This is a genomic window from Thiobacillus thioparus DSM 505 (genome assembly GCF_000373385.1).
Taxonomy (GTDB): Bacteria; Pseudomonadota; Gammaproteobacteria; order Burkholderiales; family Thiobacillaceae; genus Thiobacillus; species Thiobacillus thioparus.
Genome location: NZ_KB891328.1, coordinates 91,192 through 115,031, shown reverse-complemented (window position 1 = coordinate 115,031; position 23,840 = coordinate 91,192). Strand labels below are relative to the sequence as shown.

The 23,840-nt window shown below is 64.0% G+C and carries 20 protein-coding genes; 13 read left to right on the top strand and 7 right to left on the bottom strand.

The annotated features are described in order from the left end of the window. The first annotated feature begins 132 nt into the window (after positions 1–132). The 5 genes from soxX to soxB all read left to right on the top strand — a co-directional run bounded on the left by soxX (position 133) and on the right by soxB (position 4,221). On the top strand, positions 133–495 hold the full coding sequence (gene soxX / locus B058_RS0111120; protein WP_026240853.1) for a sulfur oxidation c-type cytochrome SoxX: 363 nt from the start codon (positions 133–135) through the stop codon (positions 493–495). A 43-nt stretch (positions 496–538) separates the two neighbouring features. After that, positions 539–1,006 carry a thiosulfate oxidation carrier protein SoxY gene (gene soxY, locus B058_RS0111115; protein ID WP_018508563.1) on the top strand — a complete coding sequence of 156 codons (468 nt, stop codon included), beginning with the start codon at positions 539–541 and terminating at the stop codon, positions 1,004–1,006. 73 nt (positions 1,007–1,079) lie between these two features. Beyond that, a complete protein-coding gene (gene soxZ, locus B058_RS0111110; protein ID WP_018508562.1) occupies positions 1,080–1,394 on the top strand; it encodes a thiosulfate oxidation carrier complex protein SoxZ in 315 nt (104 codons plus the stop codon). Between the two features lie 70 nt (positions 1,395–1,464). After that, the gene (soxA, locus tag B058_RS0111105; protein ID WP_018508561.1) at positions 1,465–2,310 is read left to right on the top strand and encodes a sulfur oxidation c-type cytochrome SoxA; all 846 of its coding nucleotides are present in this window, start codon (positions 1,465–1,467) and stop codon (positions 2,308–2,310) included. Between the two features lie 165 nt (positions 2,311–2,475). Next, positions 2,476–4,221 (top strand): thiosulfohydrolase SoxB, encoded by a 1,746-nt coding sequence (soxB, locus tag B058_RS0111100; RefSeq protein ID WP_018508560.1) that lies wholly within the window; start codon positions 2,476–2,478, stop codon positions 4,219–4,221. A gap of 39 nt (positions 4,222–4,260) precedes the next feature. Here the strand turns inward: soxB and B058_RS0111095 are convergent, their stop codons facing one another. From B058_RS0111095 to B058_RS0111070, 6 genes are read right to left on the bottom strand one after another with little or no spacing between them, the layout of a single operon-like run. Further along, on the bottom strand, positions 4,261–5,727 hold the full coding sequence (locus B058_RS0111095) for a BatD family protein (RefSeq protein WP_018508559.1): 1,467 nt from the start codon (positions 5,725–5,727) through the stop codon (positions 4,261–4,263). Continuing rightward, complete coding sequence (locus B058_RS0111090) at positions 5,721–7,451, bottom strand: VWA domain-containing protein (RefSeq protein ID WP_026240852.1); 1,731 nt, start codon at positions 7,449–7,451, stop codon at positions 5,721–5,723. The genes B058_RS0111095 and B058_RS0111090 overlap by 7 nt, the downstream gene beginning before the upstream one ends. Then, positions 7,448–8,428, bottom strand: coding sequence for a vWA domain-containing protein (locus tag B058_RS16880; protein WP_018508558.1), 981 nt, complete (start codon positions 8,426–8,428; stop codon positions 7,448–7,450). The genes B058_RS0111090 and B058_RS16880 overlap by 4 nt, the downstream gene beginning before the upstream one ends. Next, positions 8,421–8,849: a hypothetical protein gene (locus B058_RS17900; protein WP_018508557.1), complete on the bottom strand. Its 429-nt coding sequence runs from the start codon at positions 8,847–8,849 to the stop codon at positions 8,421–8,423. Before B058_RS17900 ends, B058_RS16880 begins: the two co-directional genes overlap by 8 nt. Next, a complete protein-coding gene (locus B058_RS16875; RefSeq protein ID WP_018508556.1) occupies positions 8,842–9,804 on the bottom strand; it encodes a DUF58 domain-containing protein in 963 nt (320 codons plus the stop codon). The genes B058_RS17900 and B058_RS16875 overlap by 8 nt, the downstream gene beginning before the upstream one ends. Next, entirely contained in the window at positions 9,801–10,757 is a 957-nt protein-coding gene (locus tag B058_RS0111070) for an AAA family ATPase (protein WP_018508555.1), read from the bottom strand. The genes B058_RS16875 and B058_RS0111070 overlap by 4 nt, the downstream gene beginning before the upstream one ends. A 223-nt stretch (positions 10,758–10,980) precedes the next feature. On the opposite strand from B058_RS0111070, the gene B058_RS0111065 reads away from it, so the two are divergent. After that, complete coding sequence (locus tag B058_RS0111065) at positions 10,981–11,238, top strand: hypothetical protein (protein WP_018508554.1); 258 nt, start codon at positions 10,981–10,983, stop codon at positions 11,236–11,238. Here the strand turns inward: B058_RS0111065 and B058_RS0111060 are convergent. Next, positions 11,235–11,786, bottom strand: a complete 552-nt coding sequence (locus B058_RS0111060) for a DUF1415 domain-containing protein (protein ID WP_018508553.1) — start codon at positions 11,784–11,786, stop codon at positions 11,235–11,237. The two genes, B058_RS0111065 and B058_RS0111060, sit on opposite strands and share 4 nt — an antisense overlap. Positions 11,787–11,876: 90 nt before the next feature. Between B058_RS0111060 and alaS the strand changes: the two genes are divergently transcribed. The 7 genes from alaS (at position 11,877) to B058_RS0111025 (ending at position 23,823) form a co-directional block, all read left to right on the top strand. Next, complete coding sequence (alaS, locus tag B058_RS0111055; protein ID WP_018508552.1) at positions 11,877–14,495, top strand: alanine--tRNA ligase; 2,619 nt, start codon at positions 11,877–11,879, stop codon at positions 14,493–14,495. Positions 14,496–14,584: 89 nt separating this feature from the next. Then, a complete protein-coding gene (locus B058_RS0111050; RefSeq protein ID WP_018508551.1) occupies positions 14,585–16,273 on the top strand; it encodes a hypothetical protein in 1,689 nt (562 codons plus the stop codon). Between the two features lie 195 nt (positions 16,274–16,468). Beyond that, complete coding sequence (locus B058_RS0111045; RefSeq protein ID WP_018508550.1) at positions 16,469–17,899, top strand: sigma-54-dependent transcriptional regulator; 1,431 nt, start codon at positions 16,469–16,471, stop codon at positions 17,897–17,899. Between the two features lie 9 nt (positions 17,900–17,908). Then, positions 17,909–19,219 (top strand): ExeA family protein, encoded by a 1,311-nt coding sequence (locus tag B058_RS0111040; RefSeq protein WP_018508549.1) that lies wholly within the window; start codon positions 17,909–17,911, stop codon positions 19,217–19,219. A 17-nt stretch (positions 19,220–19,236) separates the two neighbouring features. Next, positions 19,237–21,000, top strand: a complete 1,764-nt coding sequence (gene mshL / locus B058_RS0111035) for a pilus (MSHA type) biogenesis protein MshL (protein ID WP_245539300.1) — start codon at positions 19,237–19,239, stop codon at positions 20,998–21,000. Beyond that, positions 20,997–22,118, top strand: a complete 1,122-nt coding sequence (locus B058_RS0111030) for a tetratricopeptide repeat protein (protein WP_018508547.1) — start codon at positions 20,997–20,999, stop codon at positions 22,116–22,118. Before mshL ends, B058_RS0111030 begins: the two co-directional genes overlap by 4 nt. A 7-nt stretch (positions 22,119–22,125) precedes the next feature. Continuing rightward, positions 22,126–23,823 (top strand): GspE/PulE family protein, encoded by a 1,698-nt coding sequence (locus tag B058_RS0111025; protein ID WP_018508546.1) that lies wholly within the window; start codon positions 22,126–22,128, stop codon positions 23,821–23,823. Positions 23,824–23,840 lie beyond the last annotated feature (17 nt).

The following is a 23,840-nucleotide window of genomic DNA, read 5'->3' as shown; positions in this document are numbered from 1 at the left end:
CCCGCTTGGCCTTGCATGGCAAAAAGCAATTCCACTATGCTTCGGTTCATCCATTACTGGATAGCGTTCACTGCACGGCACTTCCAAACGGCAGACGCTTTCACCATCAAGTCAAAAACGAGGAGGATGACCATGCGAAAGTTGCATCAGCTAATCACGGCATGTGCTTTGGGCGCCATCACACTGACGGGCAGCGCGTTCGCTGCCGACACCGCCAAGGAGCTCACCGGCAAACAGATTGCGTTCGACAGGTCAAAAGGCAACTGCCTGGCCTGCCATGCCATGCCGACCGTGCCCGATGCGGAATCCCCCGGCCTGATCGGCCCGCCCCTGATTGCCATGAGCGCACGCTATCCCGACAAAGCCAAGCTGCGCGCCCAGATCTGGGACGCGACCGTGGCCAATCCATCCAGCAGCATGATTCCGTTCGGCAAGAACGGGGTGTTGACGGAAGCTGAAATCGATAAAGTGGCCGACTTCATATACGGCCTGTAATTACCTTTACCCGTTGCATTGTTCAATCAGGAGATATGCCCAAATGAATGCACTTCGTAGAAACGTACTGAAAGGCGCCGCTGGCGCAGGTACCGTGGCCGTGGCCGTGGCCGCCGGCCTGCTGAAGCCCACCCAGGCCCTGGCGGGCGTCCCGCGTAGCGCCTTTGAGGCCAAGAATGTCGGTGATGCACTGAAAAACATGGGCGCAAACGCCCCTGCCGATTCCAAGGACATCAGCATCAAGGCCCCGGACATCGCCGAAAATGGCGCTGTGGTGCCGGTGGAAGTGACCAGCGGCATCGCCGGCACCACCGCCATTGCCATCCTGGCCGAAAAGAATGCAACCCCCTTGGTGGCCGACTTCAGCCTGTCGGGCGGAGCCGAAGGCTATGTGTCAACTCGCATCAAGATGGGACAAACTTCCCTGGTTCGCGCCGTAGTGACGGCTGGCGGCAAATCCTACACGGCTGCCAAGGAAGTCAAAGTCACCATCGGCGGCTGCGGCGGTTAATTGCCAGTCACTCGATCGATCGAATTGAATACCCCCTCTTAGGGGACATACATTTTTAGGAAAGGAAAGCCAAATGGCTGAACCGATGCGTATCCGCGCCACGATGGCTGGCGATGTTGCCGATGTCAAAGTGTTGATGAACCACCCGATGGAAACCGGTCTGCGCAAAGACGCCAAGACCGGCCAGTTGATCCCGGCCCACTACATCACCGACGTGACTGCCACCGTCAACGGCACCAAAGTGCTGGACGCCGGCCTCTCCGGCGGCATCTCCAAGAACCCCTACCTGGGATTCAGGGTCAAGGGTCCGAAAAAAGGCGACAAGGTCGTCGTCAACTGGGCCGACAACAAAGGCGATAAGAATAGCGCCGAAGCCATCATCGGCTAAGTCGGGTAATACGCGAGCGGGGCCTGAGGCCCCGCTCCCGCTTCAAATCATCAGGTTTCTGGAGGACGGCATGAAACAACAAATCATCATGAAACTGCTGACAGGGATGGCAGGCTTGGGTATGGTCCTGGGGGTTGCTACGGCGCACGCTTCGCCCGAGCAGGACAAGCAGGACCTCATCAAGTACTACTCAACCAAATATCCCAACGTCAAGCTCGAAGATTATGTCTACGGCGCACTGGCTTTCGACCCCGACAGCAAGGCTCAGTACGACGCCATCATGGAATTCCCGCCCTTCGACTCGCAGATCGATGCCGGCCGCAAGATGTGGGAAACCCCTTTCAAGAACGGCAAGACCTATGCCGATTGCCTGCCGAACGGCGGCAAGATGATCGCCGGCAACTACCCCATGTTCGACGAAACCAAGGGCAAGGTCGTGACACTGGAAGACGTCGTCAACGACTGTCGGGTGGCGAATGGTGAAGCACCCTTCAAGCTCAGCGACCCGAAGACCATCGGTGTACTCAGTGCCTACATGCGGACCCTGTCCGATGGCATGATCATGAACGTCAAGGTCCAGAGCCCCAAGGCCATGGCCGCATATGAAGACGGGAAGCGAACCTTCTTCCGGCGTACGGGCCAACTTAACTTTGCCTGCGCCACCTGCCACGTACAGAACGCGGGTACCCGTCTGCGTTCCGAACTGCTTTCGCCAGCGGTCGGACAGGCTGTGCACTGGCCAGTGTTCCGGGGCGGCGAGAACCTCGTGACGCTGCAGGGTCGCTATTCGGGCTGTTTCAAAATGATCCGCGCCGTACCGCCCGCAGAGGACAGCACCGTCATGAACGACCTGGAGTATTTCCACTCCGCGATGTCGAACGGCCTGCCGATGAAGGCTTCGGTGTTCCGCAAGTAAGCCGCTGCAACACACGAAAAAGCCCGGGCAGCCGGGCTTTTTCATTTGGTTTATCGGGCCGGCCCTTTTGAATATGAGCGGGAGCTACTATTTACGGACGGCATTCGTAAACCGACAATGTGAATAATATCCCCTTCCACCCCTGACATCCCCGAGGAAAATTCCATGCACATGAACCGTCGCGAGTTCCTGCAACTACTCGCTGTCGCCGCTGCGTCCGGTATGGCACTGGACAGCAAGTCCGCACTGGCGGGCGGCAAGGTGCCGTCTAATTTCTACGATGTACCGCGCCACGGCAACGTCTCGTTGCTGCATTTCACCGACTGTCATGCCCAGCTGCTGCCTATCTGGTTCCGTGAACCCAACGTCAATCTGGGCGTCGGCAGTGCGCTCGGCAAGGCACCCCATCTGGTCGGCCAGAATCTGCTGAAGCACTACGGTATCAAGCCCGGCAGCGCCGAGGCCCACGCATTCACCTACCTCGACTTCACCGAAGCCGCCAAAGTCTACGGCAAGGTCGGCGGTTTCGCCCACCTGAAAACCCTGGTCGACAAGCTGCGTGCGCAGCGCCCGGGCGCGTTGCTACTCGACGGCGGCGATACCTGGCAGGGTTCGGCCACGTCGCTGTGGACCGACGCGCAAGACATGGTCGATGCCTGTATCGCGCTGGGAGTGGACATCATGACGCCACACTGGGAATCGACCTTCGGCGCCGACCGCGTAGTGGAAATCGTCAACAAGGACTTCAAGAAGGCCGGCGTCGAGTTCGTGGCACAGAACATCGTCACCAACGACTTCGGTGACCAGGTGTTCAAGCCCTATGTCATGAAGGAAATGAACGGCGTGAAAGTCGCCGTCATCGGCCAGGCTTTCCCCTATACGCCGATCGCCAACCCGCGCTACATGGTCCCTGACTGGAGCTTCGGCATCCGCGACGACAGCATGCAGAAATGGGTGGACGAGGCACGCGCCAAAGGCGCGCAGGTGGTCGTGGTGCTGTCGCACAACGGCATGGACGTCGACCTCAAGATGGCCAGCCGCGTCACCGGCGTCGACGCCATCTTCGGCGGCCATACGCACGACGGTGTGCCGCAACCGGTCAAGGTCAAGAACGCCAAGGGCATCACCCTGGTGACCAATGCCGGCTCCAATGGCAAGTTCCTCGGCGTGATGGATTTCGAAGTCAAGGGCAAGCGCGTGGAAAGCTTCAAGTACCGCCTGCTGCCGGTGTTCTCCAACCTGCTGCCGGCCGATCCGGCGATGGACGCCTATATCAAGAAGGTACGCGCGCCCTACGAGAAGAAGCTGAACGAGAAACTCGCCGTTTCCGACGATTTCCTGTATCGCCGCGGCAACTTCAACGGTACCTGGGACCAGTTGCTGGTCGACGCGCTGATGGACGTGAAAGGTGCAGACGCCGCCTTCTCGCCGGGCTTCCGCTGGGGCACTACCCTGCTGCCGGGCGAGGACATCACGATGGAACGCCTGATGGACCAGACCGCGATCACCTATCCGCAGACCACACTGACCAGCATGAGCGGTGAGACGATCAAGACCATCATGGAAGACGTCTGCGACAACCTGTTCAACGCCGACCCCTATTACCAGCAGGGTGGCGACATGGTGCGCGTGGGCGGCATCGAATACACGGTCAGCCCGAACCAGACCATCGGCAAGCGGATCAGCAACATGACCATCAAGGGCAAGCCGGTTGATGCCAAGAAGACCTACAAGGTTGCCGGCTGGGCGCCGGTCGGCGAAGGTGTCGCCGGCGAACCGATCTGGGAGGTCGTCGCCACTTACCTGCGCGACAAGAAGGTCATCAAGGGCCTGAAGCTGAACGAGCCAAAAATCATGGGCGTCGGCAAATCCAATCCGGGTATCGCCGATTACGACGGCGGTTTGTCCTAAACCTGCCACACGACCCAAAAGGGGCGCAAGCCCCTTTTTTTACGCCTGTGAGATGCGCACGCCCATGCGGAGAACCGACCGGAAGGAACGCGATTTCGGGCGGCTCCGTGCCAGTATTTCCAGGAAGCCCTGCTGCAATGCAGTCAAGGGGGACGTGTCCTGCCCGAAGCGCTGACGCTCCAGTCGTCGAACGGCATCGGCCACGTCGCACGCTTCCGTTTCCCACTGCACGCGATGCTGCCATTCGCCGAGACTGGATGCGGCAGCCTGTCCCGTCAGTGAAAACTGCCGCACGGCCTGGTCCAGGCCAGCGATATCCCGGGCCTCGCGGATTGCGCGCAGGCCGCGCCACCGCGCAATCCGCCAGCGAACCCGGCACCTGGCTTGCCAGATCCCCACTGCCAGCAGCAACGCGCCCGCAATGCCCAGCATTCCCTGCACGATGCGTTGCCGGCGCGGGTCGAAAACTGTCAGTGTCTTCCCTGCCAGCTGCATGCTGGCCAGTTGGCCACGCGCCGCGTCATACCATGGCAGGCGCAATGCGGGCAGGTTCAGAGCGCCGCTTGCGCGCGGTTCCAGAAACAGCGTGACGACGTAGCGCGAGAGCGGCGAAGCGGGATCGTCCGGCGCGACTGCTTCGATCAGCGGCGGGTAGATGCCCAGCGCAGGTGAATCCCGCAGCTGCCCATCCAGCAGGGCTCTTAGCCCCTCTGCGCTGTAGCCGCCCAACACCTCGACACGCCAGCTGAACGGCCGTTGCATGGGCCAGCGTTCAGGCAGGGGGTCGGCGTGGATGACCGGCGCGACCGGCGGGACATGATCGGGTAGCCAGGCAGGCAAAGCGACCGCCTGAAAGGCCAGATCAGGCCCGGGAAAACGCAGGCGTTGCCCGAACCGGTTGGCATCGAGCATCGGAACGCCCAGCCTCGCCGTCCCGTCCCGCGTCACGAGCAGCGCCCAGAAATAACGATGCAAGGTGCACGCTTCGCCTCCCATGTGCACGCCGGCATGCTCGTCTTCTCCCAAAACGCGCACGCTCCGCCCTGCCTGCGTCGGCAAATCCGGGCGCTGCCATTGCAGACTGCCGTCGTCGCAGATCGACAGCGTCAAGCGCGTGGGTTGATTGACCCGCGGCATCGCAGGTTCCAGCGTCCAGCCCGCTGTCACGCGTGGTACGGCCTCATTGCCATCGGTCACCTTCAGCGACAGCCCATGTGTGTGCATGTGCTCAAGAGGCAATGCGGGAATCCGCAAGACGCCGGCTGCGCGCGGATACAGCGTCAGCACGAGGGTTTCGCCGCTTTCCCCGCTGCTGCGGGTGCGCGCATACACGTCGAACGTGACACCCAGCGGCGCCAGATCCAGCGCGTCGAGATTCAGGCCGCGCGCCTGCACCGTCAGGTTGACCGGCTCGCCCAGCGCCACGACGGTCCTGTCCAATCGGGCAGTCAGCGATGCCGCATGAGCGGCACCCGCCATCAGCAGGAATATCAGGACTCTCACCATGGCGGCCGTTCCGTGTCGTCGTGCCGGGCATCCTGCTTCAGCAGGTTTTTCAACATGGTTGCCGGACGATCATCCAGGCGTTCGAGCTTGGCCAAGCCCGACAACGTCAGCCTGGGATCGACCGTGGGTGCCTGGCGCGCTGCGGGCACCTCGCCCAGGCGTGTTCCGCTCGCCGCCGCCGGATTGCGGTCCAGCTGCACGCCGGCAGGGCGTGATTCCGGCTCATCCGGCAGGTTCGCGGGTTGGCCGTCCAGTTGGATCCGGCCTTCGGCCAGAAAGCCGCGGCGCCCGCCAAGGTCGCTGTGCATCGGCACCTCGGCACGCTGGCGGCGCAGTTGTTGCCAGGCCTGCTGCAGATTGACGCGCGCCCGGGCGTCGCCGGGCCGCATACGCAACACCGTCTCGAACGCCTCGAATGCCGCCTGCCATCGCTTGCGAGCATACAGCGCGTTGCCCAGGTCGTAGAGCGCATCAGCGCGCTGCTGGTCATTGTCGGCCAGCAGCAGCGCCGCGCCGAAGTGGCGTGCCGCCGCCGTATAGTCCGCCTGTCGCCAGGCGGCCGCTCCCGCCCCCATTCGGCCTGTATAGCCGCCGACCTGCGCATACAGGGTTTGCGCGCGGGCATAGTGTCGTTGTTGCCAGGCCTGCCAGGCAGCGGCCTCATCGGCCAACGCACGAGTCGGCATAGCCGACATGCCACACATTGCGAGGGCGATGAGCACCACCACCCGACGCGGCAGCGACACCGCCATGAACAGCGCCAATGCTGGAGCCAGGCACCATGCATAAAGCTCGTGCCATGCGGTGACATGCTCCGGCACAACGGGATCGCCGGGCAGGCTTGCGATACCCTGGTCATGCAGTGTCAACCAGTCCGTATCACCATCGCTGACCACAGCGAAACGCCCGCCTGTCGCACGTGCCAGCTCGCGATAAGGCGACGCGTCCATGCGGCTCAGCACCGGCGCGCCATCTCGTTCGGCAAAGCCGCCATCAGGCAACGGCACGGGCGCGCCAGCCTCACTGCCCATGCCCAGCACAAACACCGGCACACGGGCCTTGCGCAACGCCGCGCCGGCCGTCTCTGCCGCCGCGTCGAAACTGCCCGCTTCGGCATCGGTCACCAGCAGGATTGCCTTGGCCTGTCCGGGTGCGGCAAGCAATTGTGCGCGCGCCAGGTCGAACGCACCCGCCAGATTGGTGCCCTGTGCCTCGATCAGGCTCGGATTCGCCTGATCGATCGCACGCCGCAGCAGCGCCGGGTCGTCGGTCGGCGGCAGCAGTACGCCCGCTTCACCGGAATAGACGATGAGACCCACGCGTTCACCCTGCAGGCGCGTCAGCCAGTCGAGCAGTTCGAGACGTGCCCGGCCGAAACGATCCGGTACAGTGTCGGTGGCGCGCATCGAGGCCGATATATCCAGCACCACCATCATCGTCAGCAGGTGGCGCGGCGCAGGCTGGCCATCCTGTACGTCCAGGGGCAGACGCGGCCCGGCGGCGGCCAGCGCCAGAAGCAGCCAGGCCAACGCATGGGCCAGCGTCCGCAACGGGCTTTCTTGCTTCACGGCAGACGGGGCCACCGCCCAGGGCAACAACGCGGCATCGGCATAGCGCAGCAACCGGGCGCGGCGCCGGTGGCGCCACGCGCCGAACAGCAGCGGGACCGCAGCCAGTCCCAGCCACAACGGTTCGCGCCAGTGCAATGGCTGCAGTTCGATCATGCGCGATGTCTCAATGCGAGCCAGCGCGCCCAGACCAATGCCACGGCGGCGAATGCGAGCACGGCCCAGTACCCCTCGCGCACTTGCCGATGCCGTGGCGAACGCGGCAGTGTCGGCTCGATCTTGTCGATCGCGTGCATCACGCGTGTGGCGTCAGTCGCGCTTTGGATCGAAAAATACTGTCCCTGGGTGAGTCGTGCCAGATCAGCCAGGCCAGGCTGTGGATCATGGCCGGCCTGTTCAGCACGGCCCGCCGCGTAGGGGTCGCTGCCGAATTGCAGGGCGTGGATCGCCACCCCGGCCTGATGCGCCACTGCCAGCGCTTCGGCCGGCGTCAGCGCGCCGGCATTGTTGTCGGCACCGTCGCTCACCAGAATGATCACCGGTCGCAGGCGACGCGTGCGCACCTGCTTCAGCGCCATACCGAGCGCGTCGCCCAGCGCAGTGTCGTTTCCTGCCATACCGACCTGGATACGCTGGATCTGTGCGATGGCGTGGGCGCGATCGAAGGTCGGCGGCGTCAGCGTCGCCACCTCGCTGCCGAACACGATCACACCGAAGCGGTCGCCGGCACGGCCCTGGATAAACCGGCTCAGCGTGTCCTTCAATACGCTCATGCGTTCGACTTCGCGGTCGCCCAGTTTTGGATCATGGATAGCGAAATCGCGGATGCTCATGGTGAGCGAGGTATCGATCAGCAGCACCATGTCGCGCCCCTCGGGCGGCGGCACGACCCAGTCGCCCACTTCGCGCGGCTGCGCCAGGGCCAGCACCAGCAGGGCGAATGCCAGTCCATAGAGGACGACCGGCCCGCGCAGGCCGGGTGCAGGCAGACGCACCGCCGTCGCCAGCGGCAGTGCCGGATGATTGAGAATTGCATCCGGGGCCTCGCCCTGCGCACGCCGCCAGGCCAGCCAGCCCCAGCCGACGACCAGTAGCAGCAGAAACAGCCAGCCGGGATGCGCCAGTTCAAACACGGTGTCTCCACGGATGCGCGCACTCACACAAACGTCCCAAGACGGCATACGCATCGGGACGCGGCGGCGCAAATCGCAGCTGCGCCAATGTCGCAACCCAATCCGCCCACATGGCCGGATCGAGGCCGGCCGGACAGTTGGCCGCATCCACCCACGCCAGCCCGAAGCGCATGCGCGCCCAGGCGTCGAGCCAGCCGGCCAAGACCGCGGGCGTGTCCTGCCGCTGCGCCGCCGCCGCGGCGATCGCAGCCAGATTGCGCGCCGGACGGCGCCGCCGCCCCAGCCAGGCAAGCAGTAAAACAGCGGTTGCACACATCAGCCCCACCGCGACCCACCACAGCAGGCCATGGCCGGCGGGCACCATCATGGCCGGCGCAGCCGGCGTGATGATGTCGGCCAGTTCGTTGCGCGGGTCAGCCATGTGCAAGCAGTGCAATCAGGTCGTCGGCTTCGCTGTCCACCTGCGAGTGGCGCACTCCGGCCCGCGCCAGCCAGGCGGCCTGTGCCGCCTGGCGATCGGAGAATGCCGTGCGGATGGCGTTGCGAACCGAATCCTGCGCGGTGTCGAGCCATACCCGCCGGCCACTTGCCATGTCGTGGAAACATACGGTTCCCATTGCCGGCAAGCCGCGCTCGGCCACGTCGACGATCCGGATCGCCCATACATCGACGCGCGCGGCCAATCGCGCCAATGGTGCAACGTGGGCATCGGTTAGCCAGGCGAAGTCGCTGATCAGCACCAGCCGCGCGCCGCGTGGCAAGCCGACCTCCAGCGCGGCGAGGCGATCCCCATAGCGCAGGGATTCGGTCGGCGCAGGATCGCTGAGCGGCGGACACGGTGCTGCCGCCTGTTCGATCAGGCCGAGCGCCGCCATCCGGCCATGCCGCGCGGGCAGCGTTTCATCCTGCGTGCCCCACAACGTGGCGCCGATCACGCCATTATGTCCGGCAGCGGTGAAGGCCAGTACCGCGGCCACCCGTACCGCCTGGGCGACCTTGAGGCGGCGGCGCGTGCCAAAGCGCATGGTGGTGCCGCGATCCACCACCAGATGTACCAGCGGTTGTCGCTCTTCGCGGTAGATTTTCAGGTGCGCACGACCGGTACGCGCGGTGGTGTGCCAGTCCATGTCGCGGATGTCGTCGCCTGGGCTGTACAGGCGCGATTCCTCGAAATCCAGCCCGCGTCCCAGCCAGCGCGACGCCCAGTCGCCGGCATGGTGGTCGTGCACCTCGCGTACCGGCAGCGTGGCCAGCAAGCTGTCCTGCACCGCGAGTTCGGCGATGTCGGTGGCTGTGATCAGCGGGATGTGGACCGATGCCGGGGTCTCGGCCTGCACGCGCAGGCGCGCCAGCCGCTTGAGCCGCGCCCGTATCACGGTGCAGGCATGGCCTCGAGCAGGCCTGCGATGAAGGCGTCGCGGTCGAGCTTCAGCAAACGCGCGTCGAGGCTCAACATGATGCGATGACGCAGGCAGTCGGCAACCAGATCGCGCACGTCGTCCGGCGTCACGTAGTCGCGGCCGCGCAGGTACGCCGCAGCGGCCGAGGCATGCAGGAGGGCGAGCGAGGCGCGCGGGCTGGCACCCACGTCCACCGCCTGCGCCCAGTCGGCGCGCCATTCGCCGGGTTCGCGTGTGGCACGTACCAAGGCGACAATGTAACGCTCGACCTCGTCCGACACGTGCACTTTCTGCACGTCCTCGCGCGCGGCCAGCACGGTGGCCGTATCGATCACCGCCGCGACCGGCGCATGGCCCGCGCCCGTCGCCTGTGTGCGGTCGCGGCGCAGGATGTCGAGTTCCTCCGCATCGCTCGGATAACCCAGCGCCACATGCAACAGAAAGCGATCCAGTTGTGCCTCGGGAAGCGGATAGGTGCCCGCCTGTTCCAGAGGATTCTGCGTCGCCATCACCATGAACAGCGGCGGCAGCGGGCGCGTCACCCCGCCCACCGTGATCTGGTGCTCCTGCATCGCTTCCAGCAGCGCGGCCTGCACCTTGGCGGGGGCGCGGTTGATCTCGTCGGCGAGGATGATCTCGTGGAACAACGGCCCTTCGATGAATTCGAACTGGCCTTCGTGGTAGATGTCGGTACCGGTCAGGTCGCCCGGCAGGAGGTCGGGGGTGAACTGGATGCGGCGGAAACTGCCGTGGATCGCAGCAGCGAGCGTCTTCACGGCGGTCGTCTTGGCCAGCCCCGGCACCCCCTCCACCAGCACGTGCCCGCCGGCAAGCAGGCCGACCACCAGGCGATCGAGCAGGCTGTCTTGGCCGACGATGACGCGCGACAGTGCCTGGCGCAGTTCAAGAACGCGGGATTGATTCGACATGATTATTCCAGCCCTCCATAAGGCACCAACCTTAGCGGGGCGTCGCAAGGGCCGCAATGGGTGCTAAGTCCCAAGGGTTGAAAGTCAAGTGCGTTTACCCCCAACTTAACATGTATTTAATTTATATGTTAAATTGGTTGTCCTTGCGGAAAGGACGGCCAGTACTGATGACCCTGCCGCCAAGCTTCTCGCACACCTCTATTTTTTCCATGAAAGAGCAAACATGAAAACCGAGACCCTACATATCGTCGGATCCGTCAGCGCCGAAGCAGCGGAACGTGCCGCTGCACGTCTGAAAGCGATCCCTGGCGTGCACGACGTATCATTTCTGGATTCCCCTGCACGCTTGTTTGCGCGCATAGACGATAAAACGACGACACGTACGCAGTTGGTGGCAGCGCTCGCCGAAGCGGGCGTGCTCGTCGAGGCACCACAATCCCCGCATGCGAACGGGAGTTGTTGCGGCGGTTGCGGCAGCTAGGATTTGGCATGGGTTGCCCACAGGGTGGCCCATCCCGTATGCCCTAAAGCCTCAAGCGTCTCGATGTTGCGCTCATAAATCGTCCCAGCCTCGGGAAACGCCGCCACCGCACGTTCGATACTCGCCTCGCGCAGCAGATGCAGCGTGGGGAATGGCGCGCGGTTGGTGAAATTGCCGATGTCGTCAGGCTGGGTACCCTCGAACTGGAAGTGCGGATGGAAGCTGGCGAGTTGAATCACGCCTTCCAGGCCATGCTCGCCCACCGCCGCTTCGGCCAACTGCATGAAATCGTTGAAATCGAGGAAATTCGGCAGCAGCGTGGGATGGACCAGCAGTGTCGTGTCGACGGCCTCGGGATCGGCGGCGGCGAGAAAATCCAGTTCGCGGTCGAGATCTTCCAGCAGGCCATCCAGATGCGGCGCATGGCTCACCACATAGCGCACCTGGTTTTTCACGTAGACCGCCTTGGCGAACGGGCACAGGTTGAGCCCGATCACTGCCTTCTCGATCCATTGCCGCGTCGCCGCGATGACCGCTTCGTCGTCCATGTTCCCTGCCCCTGCCGCCTGTAAGGGTGGAACTTTAACGGATACAATGCCTTATTGTCCGACGTTCACGCACGACACCACACCAAAACTATGAAAAGCAGCGCCATCCGCCAGAGCTTCCTCGATTTCTTCGCTTCCAAGGGCCACACCGTCGTCCCGTCCAGCCCGCTGGTGCCGGGCAACGACCCGACCCTGCTGTTCACCAACGCCGGCATGGTGCAATTCAAGGACGTCTTCACCGGCCAGGACAAGCGCGCCTACACCCGCGCGGTGTCGTCACAGCGCTGCGTACGCGCGGGCGGCAAGCACAACGACCTGGAAAACGTCGGCTACACCGCGCGCCATCACACCTTCTTCGAGATGCTGGGCAACTTCAGCTTCGGCGACTACTTCAAGCAGGACGCGATCAAGTACGCCTGGGAATATCTCACCACGGTGCTCAAGCTGCCGACCGAGAAGCTGTGGGTCACGGTCTACGCCGAGGACGACGAGGCCTACGACATCTGGCACAACGACATCGGCGTGCCGAAGGAACGCATTATCCGAATTGGAGATAACAAGGGCGCGCGCTACGCCTCCGACAACTTCTGGGCGATGGGCGACACCGGCCCCTGCGGCCCCTGCACCGAAATCTTCTATGACCACGGCGAAGGCATCTACGGCGGCCCGCCGGGAAGCCCCGAGGAAGACGGCGACCGCTACATCGAGATCTGGAACAACGTGTTCATGCAGTTCAACCGCGACGAGTCCGGCACCATGCATCCGCTGCCCAAGCCCAGCGTCGATACTGGCATGGGCCTGGAGCGCATCTCCGCGGTGATGCAGCACGTGCACTCGAACTACGAGATCGACCTGTTCCAGACGCTGATCGCCGCCGCCGCGCGCGAGACGCAGACGAGCGATCTGACAAACAACTCGCTCAAAGTCATCGCCGATCACATCCGCGCCTGTTCCTTCCTCATCGTCGACGGCGTCATCCCGGGCAACGAGGGTCGCGGCTACGTGCTGCGCCGCATCATTCGCCGCGCCATCCGCCATGGCTACAAGCTCGGTGCGCGTACGGCCTTCTTCAACCGCATCGTGCCCGATCTGGTTGCAGCGATGGGCGCCGCCTACCCCGAACTGGCCAAGGCGCAGGATAGGGTCATGGACATCCTCCGGCAGGAGGAGGAACGCTTCTTCGAGACCATCGAACACGGCATGGGCATCCTCGAAACAACGCTGAAGACGTTGCCCGCAGGCGGTACCTTCGATGGCGAACTGGCATTCAAGCTGCACGACACCTATGGTTTTCCGCTCGACCTCACTGCCGACATCTGTCGTGAAGCGAACGTCAGCGTCGACACTGCGGCCTTCGACGCCGCCATGGCCAGGCAAAAGAGCCAGGCACGTGCCGCCGGCAAATTCAAGCTCGGTGCTGGGCTGGAGTATTCAGGTGAGGCGACCATCTTCCACGGCTACGACACGCTGACGCACGACGCCACCGTGCTCGCCCTGTACAAGGACGGCGCCGCCGTCAACGAACTGAAGGAAGGCGAACTCGGCGTCGTCGTGCTCGACCACACGCCCTTCTATGCCGAGTCCGGCGGCCAGGTCGGCGACCGCGGCGCCCTGCAAAGCACCAACGGCGTGTTCGAGGTTGAAGACACGCAGAAAATCCAGGCGCAGGTCTTCGGCCATCACGGCGTGGTGAGAACCGGTTCGCTGGTGGTGAGCGACGCCGTGCTCGCCCGCGTCGATGAGGACGTGCGCGCGCGCGCCATGCGCAACCACTCGGTCACCCACCTGATGCACAAGGCGCTACGCGAGGTGCTGGGCGAGCACGTGCAGCAGAAGGGCTCGCTGGTGGACAGCGAGAAGACCCGCTTCGACTTCGTGCAGCCGAGCCCGATGACCGCGGCGCAGATCCGCGAGGTGGAGGCGCGCGTCAACGCGGAAATCCTCGCCAACACCACGACGCAGGCGCGCGTGATGCCGATCGAGGAAGCACAGAAGACCGGCGCGATGATGCTGTTCGGCGAGAAATACGGCGACGAGGTGCGGGTGCTCGACATCGGCAGTTCGCGCGAGCTGTGCGGCGGCACCCACGTGGCGCGCACCGGCGACATCGGCGCCTTCAAGATCCTGCTGGAAACCGGCGTCGCGGCGGGCATCCGCCGGGTCGAGGCAACCACCGGTACCGGCGTGCTCGCCTACCTCGGCGAAACCGAAAAGAACCTCGGCGCCATTGCGCAACTGGTCAAGGCCACGCCGCTTGACGCCGCCGAGCGCGTGGCACAGCTGATGGAGCACAGTCGCGCGCTGGAGAAGGAGCTCGACCGCTTGAAATCGAAACTCGCCTCGAGTCAGGGCGACGACCTGATACAGCAGGCCGCCGACGTCAACGGCGTGCGCGTACTGGCGGCGCAACTCGACGGCATCGACGCCAAGGCTTTGCGCGAAACCGCAGACAAGCTGCGCGACAAGCTGAAATCCTGCGCCTTGGTGCTGGGCACGGTGGCCGACGGCAAGGTCAGCCTGATCGCCGCGGTGACGCCCGACGTCGCCGGCAGGATCAAGGCGGGCGAACTGGTGAACTTCGTCGCCACCCAAGTCGGCGGGAAAGGTGGTGGTAAACCGGACATGGCGATGGCGGGCGGCAGCGAGCCGGGGCACTTGCCCGCTGCGCTAGCATCGGTACAGGCCTGGGTTAAGACCAAGCTGACCTGACGAATGGAATACCTATGGCATGGAATTTGCTGGGAACATGACCAAGTACCTCAAGGCACGCTTCGTCACATCGGGATTGTTTTCACACCATGACTTCACTGGCAGATAAATTTGCTTCGCGCCTGGCCAACCTGACGTCGTTCGGCAAACGGAACGACGATCCGCTGGCCAATCTCAAGGCGGCCTCCCGCTGGGTCGAGACCTTGCCCATCGGCGACGCCTTCAAGTGCCAGGAAGCTATTCTCAGTGCACTCAAGCGCTTCAACGAGAACTCGACGCAATACACGAAAGATCGCCTGGCCATTTTCATGCTGCTGGACGAAAAGTCACGTGACCTGCAGGACACACTTGTGCGCCAGTACCTGCGCAATCCGCGCATGTCGCGCCCGGTCGAAAGCCAGCTCTGGCACGCCGTGTACGGTCTCTACTGGGAAGTCGCGCGCGGTTATCACGCCTTCGTGCTGCATCTTGCACGTACCGCCGGCAAGGTGCAGCACGAAGACGCGATCCCGCTGATTACCCTGCGCGCCATCCGCACCTTTGGACAACTGCTGAAATGGCGTGCCATCCGCTATCTGCCCGGCGGCGACAAGCTGTGGCTGCGACTGCACAACCTGTATCGCATCGCCGAGACCGAAGGCTTTCATCGACGGTCTCTGCAGGTCTACACCGAGGACACAGCAGACTGCAATTGCGAAACGGCCTATCTGCATATCCTGATGCTGAGTTTGGCCCACTCCGGCACGCTCTATCCGCGCCAGCTCGACCAGACCGATCGCTGGCTGTGCGGGTGGCACGACATGCTTAAAATGGACCGCAGGTTCGACGCGAACAAAGACAACTTCGTGGTCGACCTGTCTGCCGACCACGGCCCGCGCCGGGTACGCAAGCCCGATACCGACAAGCCCTTGCGTTTCTGGGCAACCGCAGACCTGCTGCTCAAGCTGCAGGAACTGCACGCGGCACTCCAGGCTGGCACGTCTCCGGCGCAACTTGGCCTGACCGAAACCGCGCGCACGGCCGAGAGTCTCGATTTGCTCGAACACCTGCAGCGCCAATGGGCTTCGCTGGCCACGCGCGAGCAACGCCGCGCGCCGCGCGAATCGGTCAAGCGGCTGGTCGACGTGACCCACGGCCTGAGCGCCATCATCAACCAGATCAAGGCCGCCGACACGCCCGCCAGCGTCTCGCCCTATGGAACCGGTCTGAATTACAACGAGGCCGACGATGTGCAGGTGTATGGTTTCATCACCGACCGCACGCGCGAACGCGTCTCGCAAATGACCGTGCCCGCCACTCAGCTTTCGCCGGATGTCGAGCGCTGGGTCATGAACGACGAAAGTGAATACGGATATGGCGCCATCGTCGAATCGCGCGACAAGGACTGGTTGCGCGTAGGGGCGCTCATCGGCGTCAAGTCGCACGACAGCCGCGACTGGCAGCTGGGGGTCGTGCGCCGGCTGTCCCGCCTCAACGACGACACCAGTTCGGTCGGCATCGAAACCCTGGCTGGAAAACCCACTCTGGCCATGCTGTACGATACCGCCACCTCGGGGTATACCGTCAACGGGTTCGACAATAGCAGTGCCAGCCTCCCCCATCCCAGCCTGTGGCTGGACGGCGACCAGGCGACCCTCATCCTCGATCCGATCCATTTCACGCTGGGCAAAGTGTTCCAGATTCAGGGCATGCCGGAACGCAAGTTCATCGCCCTGGGCAACCCGATCGAACGCAGCGAGGGCTGGACCCGGGCGGCCGTTGAACCGGTAAACAGCTGACCCGTCTCAAGTCCACCGCTTCCCGCGCCGCTAACGTCTATTCGCGTGCGGTCGCGGATGCCGCCCCCAATGTGCGCTCTGGTTTAACTTTGACCAGGTCTCTGGCACAATCGTCGAAAATCCGACACGCACGCAACAATTTCTCCTGTACGCAGATACAGGCGCGCTTTCGGTACCAATCGACCTGGAGGACATGTGGTCCAAACCAACAAGCCTAGCCTGCTGATCGTCGATGACGATCCGCTGATCTCCGACACGCTCACCTACGTTCTGAGCAAGGACTTCGATATCTCCGCTGCCGAGTCGCGGGCGCAGGTGAAAAGCCTGATGATGCAGCTGGACGAGCCGCCGCAGCTGGCCTTGGTCGACCTGGGCCTGCCGCCGCAGCCGCACAAGCCCGACGAGGGCTTCGCCCTGATTGCCGACCTGCTGAGCATCTCCCCCAGCATCAAGATCCTCGTCCTCTCCGGCCAGAGCGACGAGGCCAATGCGCGCCACGCGCGCGCGCTCGGGGCGATCGATTTCGTCGCCAAGCCGTGCGAACCCGAACGGCTGAAGTCCCTCCTGTTCAACGCGCTGCTGGTGCAGGATGCCGAGCGCAGCGCCGACAAGACGCCCGCCCCCGCCAAGGATTCGGGCATCGTCGGCGACAGCCCGGCAATGGACAAGCTGCGCGAACAGATCAAGCAATACGCGGCCGCGCCCTTCCCGGTGCTGATCGAGGGCGAATCCGGGAGCGGCAAGGAACGTGTCGCGTCCAGTCTGCACGGCTTGTCGCCGCGCGCCGCCAAGCCCTATCTGGCGCTCAACTGCGCGGCGATTTCGCCGACCCTGGTCGAGCCCACCCTGTTCGGCTACGCCAAGGGCGCCTTCACCGGCGCCACCAGCGCGCGCGCCGGTTACTTCGAGGAAGCCGAGAACGGCACCCTGTTCCTCGACGAGATCGGCGAGCTGCCTCTGGAACTGCAGGCCAAGCTGCTGCGCGTGCTGGAAAACGGCGAATACCAGCGCGTCGGCGAAACCCAGCCGCGCTTTTCCAATGCCCGCGTGGTCACCGCCACCAACCGCGACCTGCGCGCCGAGATCAAGGCCGGGCGTTTCCGCGCCGACCTCTACCACCGGCTGTCGGTGTTCTCCATCGCCGTGCCGCCGTTGCGAGAGATGGGGCAGGACAAGCTCACGCTGCTTCATCATTTCCGCGATTTCTACGCCCGCGAAGCCAAGACCCAGCCGTTTTCGCTCGACCCTCGTGCGCAGCAGATGTGGGAGGACTACCACTTCCCCGGCAACGTGCGCGAGCTGCGCAACATCGCCATCCGCCTGACCACAAAATACCCCGGCATGTCGGTCAATGCGCAGCAGCTGGAAGCCGAACTCGACACCGACCAGGCCTACCCGCAGGAAATCCCGCTCGCCAACGACAGCAAGGCGCTGATCGAGTTGGCGCGCAAGCAGTTGCAGACGCTGGCCAATTTCAATCTGGACGTGACCCTGCGCCAATGGGAAAAAGCCTACGTCGAGGCCGCGCTCAATATGACCCACGGTAACCTGTCGCAGGCCGCCAAGCTGCTCGGCATCAACCGCACCACGCTTTACAGCCGTATGCAGACGTACGGGACCGAATAAACCGTCACTGTGTATTTTGACTATTTCGGTCTGAAAGAAGCCCCCTTCCGCATCACGCCGAATACCGAATACTGGTATGCCGGCGGCCAGCGGGGGCAAATACTCGCCGCCTTGCAGTACGCAATCGGTCAGGGCGAAGGCATCATCAAGGTCGTGGGTGAAGTCGGCAGTGGCAAGACCATGTTGTGCCGCAAGCTGGTGGCGCAACTGCCCGACACCATCGACAGTGTCTATCTCGGCAATCCCACCCTGTCGCCCGACGACATGCTGGCCGCCATCCTCTCTGATCTGGGTATCGACACCGCCGAAGGGGGCCGGCAGGCCCGGCTGGCACAGCTCAATGCCGCCCTGCTCGCCCGCCACGAAGCAGGCCGGCGCGTGGTGGTGTTCGTCGAGGAAGCGCAAGGCATCGCGCTCGACAATCTGGAGTTCCTGCGGCTACTGACCAATCTGGAAACCGCCACCGACAAGCTGCTGCAGATCATCCTGTTCGGCCAGCCCGAGCTCGACACACAGTTGGCCGATCCACGCATCCGCCAGTTGAAGGACCGCATCACCCTGAGCCTGAATCTGTCTCCACTGACCGAGCCCGAAGTCGCCGAGTATTTGCGGGCGCGGCTCGCGGTGGCCGGCTACCGCGGACCCGACCTGTTTTCCGCGGCCCTGATCGCGCGACTGACCGGCCTTTCCGGCGGATTGTCGCGCCGCATCAACGTATTGGCCGACAAAACCCTGCTCGCGGCCTATGCCGGACAAACCCATACGCTCACCGCGGCGCATCTGGACGCAGCGGCAGGCGACGCCGAAATCCGCTCCCCTGCCCAAACCGCACACAAACCACGTCTGCCGCGCTGGGCGTGGCTGAGCGCCGGTCTGGCCGCCGGGCTCGGCCTGCTCGCGTTCGTCGCCTGGCAGACGCGCTCGCCCGCGGCCTCGCCGTCTGCCGTACCGCCCCAAGCGGCGGGCATGCCTCGCCTGCCCGCCCCCATTCCGGTCAGCCGCGTGACCGAACTGGCGCGGCAAACCCAGCGCTGGCTTGTCACCGCTGCACCCGACACCCATGTAATCCAGATCGCCTCGGCTAAAGAAGCCGCGCAGGCAGCCGTATTATTAGGGGATCTGAACGCCATTACGCCGCAGCCGGTGAGGGTGCTGCATGGCCTGAGCCAGGGCGCCCCCGCCTGGATGATCCTGGCGGGCGAATTCCCCAATCGGGACGCAGCCGTGGCGGTCATGCGCACCTTGCCCGCCACGCCTACAGGCGTGCCGTTTCTGCGCACGGTCGGCAAAATGCGCAGCGTAGTCTTGCCAACGGGATAAGGGTCGTGATGAATGCAGTGTTGAAACGCTCCGTATTGACGGGCCTGGCTCTGTCCAGCCTCGTGCTGGCGGGTTGCGTGCCCCCGCGGGCATTCGACACCTCGCCCGACCATATCACCCGCCCCAGCCCGACAGCCGTTCCTGTCAGCCCGCCGCCCGCGCCCGTCAAGGCCATCCCCGCCTTGTCCCCGCCCAAGCTGAATGCACCGGTTCCGACCTATACCGTCGTGGTCAACGATGTGCCAGTGAAGGATCTGCTGTTTTCCATCGCACGCGACACCCAGTACAACATCGACCTGTACCCTGGCATCTCAGGGAACGTCTCGCTCAATGCCGTGCAGGAGCCGCTGCCTGCCATTCTCGACCGCATCGCGCGGCAGGCCGACCTGCGCTACGAGATGAACGGACGAACGGTGTCGATCATGCCCGACACCCCCTACGTCAAGACCTATACGGTCAATTACGTCAACGTCGCCCGCAATACGACCTCCAGCGTCGGCGTAGCGGCGCAGATCGCCAGCACCGGCGGCGGCATCGGCACGGGAACCGGCAACACGTCCGCCTCGACCAACGCCGGCAACTCCTCCACCACCACCGTCGCCAGCCAGTCGAACAACGACCTGTGGACGGTATTGGCCGACAATATCCGTACCATGCTCGCCGGCACGCGGGCCGTCACCCAGAGCAACGAGGAGCGCGCGGCGCGGCTGGAGGCCGAAAAGGCCGAGCGCGCCGAACGGGTCTCGCAGGCCGAAGCGGCCAGCAAGGCCGGAGCGGGCGCCGCCAGCCTGTTCACCGCCGCGTTTGCCAACCAGCCGGCGGGCGACGGCAAATACGATGTGGCGGTCAACCCGGTCGCAGGTACCGTGACGGTACTGGGCACGTCCAGACAGCAGGAACTGGTACAGCAGTACCTGGACCGCGTCATGCAGTCCGCGCAGCGTCAGGTGCTGATCGAGGCGACCATCGTCGAAGTCACGCTCAAGGATCAATACCGCGCCGGCATCGACTGGTCGAAAGCCCTGCAGGGCGCCACTGGCTGGACGATCAATACCGTAGGCGGCGGCACCAATGCCCTGGCGGGCGCGCTTTCGCCTTTCATCCAGGCCACTTACACCAACACCGGCAATAACGGCTTCACCGCGGCCATCGACCTGCTGGAATCGTTCGGCAAGACCAAGGTGCTGTCCAGTCCCAAACTCATGGCACTGAACAACCAGACGGCCCTGCTCAAGGTGGTCGACAACCTGGTCTATTTTTCCGTGCAGTCGCAGCAGGGGGCGTTATCCTCCACAGGTTCCGTGCTCCAGCCCGCCACGTTCACGACCACCGCACACACCGTGCCCATCGGCGTGGTGATGTCTGTGCTGCCGCAGATCAACGAGAACGGCATGGTGTCGCTGACCGTGCGCCCCACCATCTCGCGCAAGGTGGGATCGGTGGACGATCCCAACCCCGACCTTGAAAAAGCGGGTGTCAAGAATTCCATTCCTGTCATCCAGGTGCGTGAAATGGAATCGCTGCTGCAGGTACGCAGCGGCCAGACCGTGGTCCTCGGCGGTTTGATCCAGGACGACAGCAACAATGCGCGCGATGGCGTGCCCGGCCTGTCGCGCCCCGAAGGCATCGGCGCCCTGTTCGGCCAGCATGAACGCATCAACAGCCAGACCGAACTGGTGATTTTTCTGCGGCCCACTGTGGTATCCAACCCCACGCTGGACAACGACGCGCTTCAGCCATTCCAGCGGCTGCTGCCCGACAGCGCCCGGAGCCAGCCTTGAGCCTGCTGCTCAAAGCATTGAAACAGGCCGAGGCCGCCCATCCTGGGCGGCTTGCGTCGGACAAGTCCGATCCTGACAGCCGCCGGATCGAGGGCGACCTCGAACTGGAACCGGCCCTCCCTGGCACCGCGAAAGCGCGCGAATGGGTCGAACCGCCCGGCCTGCTGTTCGGCAACAACGAACCTGTGCCCGGCACCTCGTCTCCCAGACTGCGCTGGCCGCAACTTTCGCTGGTGCCGCTCACCGCGCTGCTGGCCGTCCTCGTCGCGCTCGGCTACGGGACATACCTCTATTTCGCCCTGCAACCGCCGGCCACCACGCCACCGCCGGCCATGGCGCACGCTGGCACGCCTGCGGCGCCGGTTCCCTTGGCGCAGCCGATGCCGACCGTATCGACAGCACCGCCCGAACGCCGTCCCGAGCCCATTGCCGCCGCCCGTCCCGCGCTTGCCGAACCTGCGTCCCCTGTTACCATGCATCCCCGCCGCAGCGTTCCGCCTGCTCCCAGCGTGCAACCGACGATGGCCACGCCTGCGGTACTCCAGTTCCAGCCCGACGCCCAGACGACCCTGCTCACCCAGGCCTACGCCGCCTATCAACGCGGGGCGCTGGCCGAAGCGCAACGGCTGTATACCCAGGCGGCCACACATCGGCGCACGGCGGATGCGCTGCTGGGACTCGCAGCCATCGCCAGTGCGCAAAACCGCGATGCGGATGCCCGGCGCCTGTATCGCGAAGTGCTTGAGATCGATCCCCGCAATGCAGCCGCCCAGGGCGCCTTGCTCGACTTGCTGGGCAATACCGATGGCCAGGTGAGCGAAAGCCGGCTGAAAATGCTGATCGAGCGTGCGCCCAGCCCGCAGCTCTACCAGACGCTCGGCAACCTCTACGCCGAACAGGGGCGCTGGAACGACGCCCAGCCCGCCTATTTCGAGGCCTATCGGGGCGCGCCCGACAATGCCGATTACGCCTTCAACCTGGCCGTCAGCCTCGACCAGCTGCATCAGTATCCAAGCGCACTGATGTATTACGAAAAAGCGCTCGCCGGCAATGGCGTGCACCGTTACGACCGTTCCCAGGCCGAAGCGCGCGTGCAGCAGTTGAAATCGATCCGGTAAGGCCGCCATGGAGCGCCGCAAGAAACTCCGCATGGGCGAAACCCTGGTCACCCAGGGGCTGATCACCCTCGACCAGTTGCGCATCGGACTGAAGGAGCAGAAAACCACGGGCCTGCCGATCGGCCGCCAGCTCGTCGCGCTCGGATTCATCACCGAAGCCGTGCTGCGCGACCAGCTCGCCAACGCACTCGGCAGCCAGGGCATCGATCTCACCCAGGTCGTGGCCGACCCCGAAGCGCTGCAACTGGTCCCCGAGGAATTCGCGCGCCGCCACCACCTGTTGCCGATCGCCCACGATGCCGCGCGCAACGTGTTGACGCTGGCGACCACCGACATGTTCAACGTCGTCGCACTCGACCAGTTGAAAGCCTCTCTCGGCGGGCAGATCGAAATCGACACCTTGCTGGCGGCGGAAGCGCAACTGCTCGAATGCATCGACAAGTTCTATGGTTTCGATCTCTCGCTCGACGGCATCCTGCGCGAAATCGAAACCGGCGAAGTCGATTACGCCAGCCTCAATCCCGATACCGAGGAATACACCCAGCCGGTGGTACGGCTGGTCGGCGCGCTGCTGACAGACGCGGTGAAACGCGAATCGAGCGACATCCACTTCGAGCCCGAGCACGCCTTCCTGCGCATCCGTTATCGCATCGACGGCGTGCTGGAACAGATCCGCAGCCTGCACAAGACCTATTGGCCGGGCATCCTGGTGCGCCTCAAGGTGCTGTCCGGCATGAACATCGCGGAGACGCGCGCACCGCAGGACGGCCGCATGTCGCTCACGCTGAACGGGCGTCCGATCGATTTCCGTGTCTCTTCGCAGCCCGGCATCCATGGCGAAAACGTGGTGCTGCGCATCCTCGACCGCGAAAAATCCATCATGCCGCTCGATTACATGGGCTTCACGCCCGACGCGCTGCGCGAACTGCAACTGATGATGGCGCGGCCAGAGGGAATCCTCGTCGTCACCGGACCGACCGGTTCGGGCAAAACCACCACGCTGTACTCGATGCTGTCGCATCTGAACAACGAGACCGTCAACATCATGACGCTGGAGGACCCGGTCGAATACCCGGTCACACTGATGCGCCAGAGCTCGGTCAACGAGACACTCAAGCTCGACTTCGCCAACGGCATCCGTTCGATCATGCGGCAGGACCCCGATATCATCCTGGTCGGCGAGATCCGCGACAAGGACACCGCCGAGATGGCGTTCCGCGCCGCCATGACCGGCCACCAGGTGTTCACCACCCTGCACACCAACTCCGCGCTCGGCGTATTTCCGCGCCTGATGGACATCGGCATCCAGCCTGGCATCCTGTCGGGCAACATCATCGGTGTCATCGCGCAGCGGCTGGTGCGCAAGCTATGCCCGCACTGCCGGGAAGCCTACACGCCGGACGAGGACGAGGCGCGCATCCTCGGCGCCGATCCGGCCCAGCCGCCGCAGATCTACCGCGCCGTCGGCTGTCCGGCATGCAGCCACAAAGGCTACAAAGGCCGGCTGGCGCTGATCGAACTGTTGCGAATGGACCCGACACTGGACGAACTGGTCGCCAACCACGCGCCGCTGCACGAAATCCGTCGCGCCGCATTCGAACACGGTTACCACCCGCTGGCCGAGGACGGCATCAAGCGTGTGCTGGATGGCGTGACCTCGTTGTCGGAAGTGTCGCGGGTAGTGGACTTGACGGGGCGGGTGTGAGATGAGGCGCACCTGAT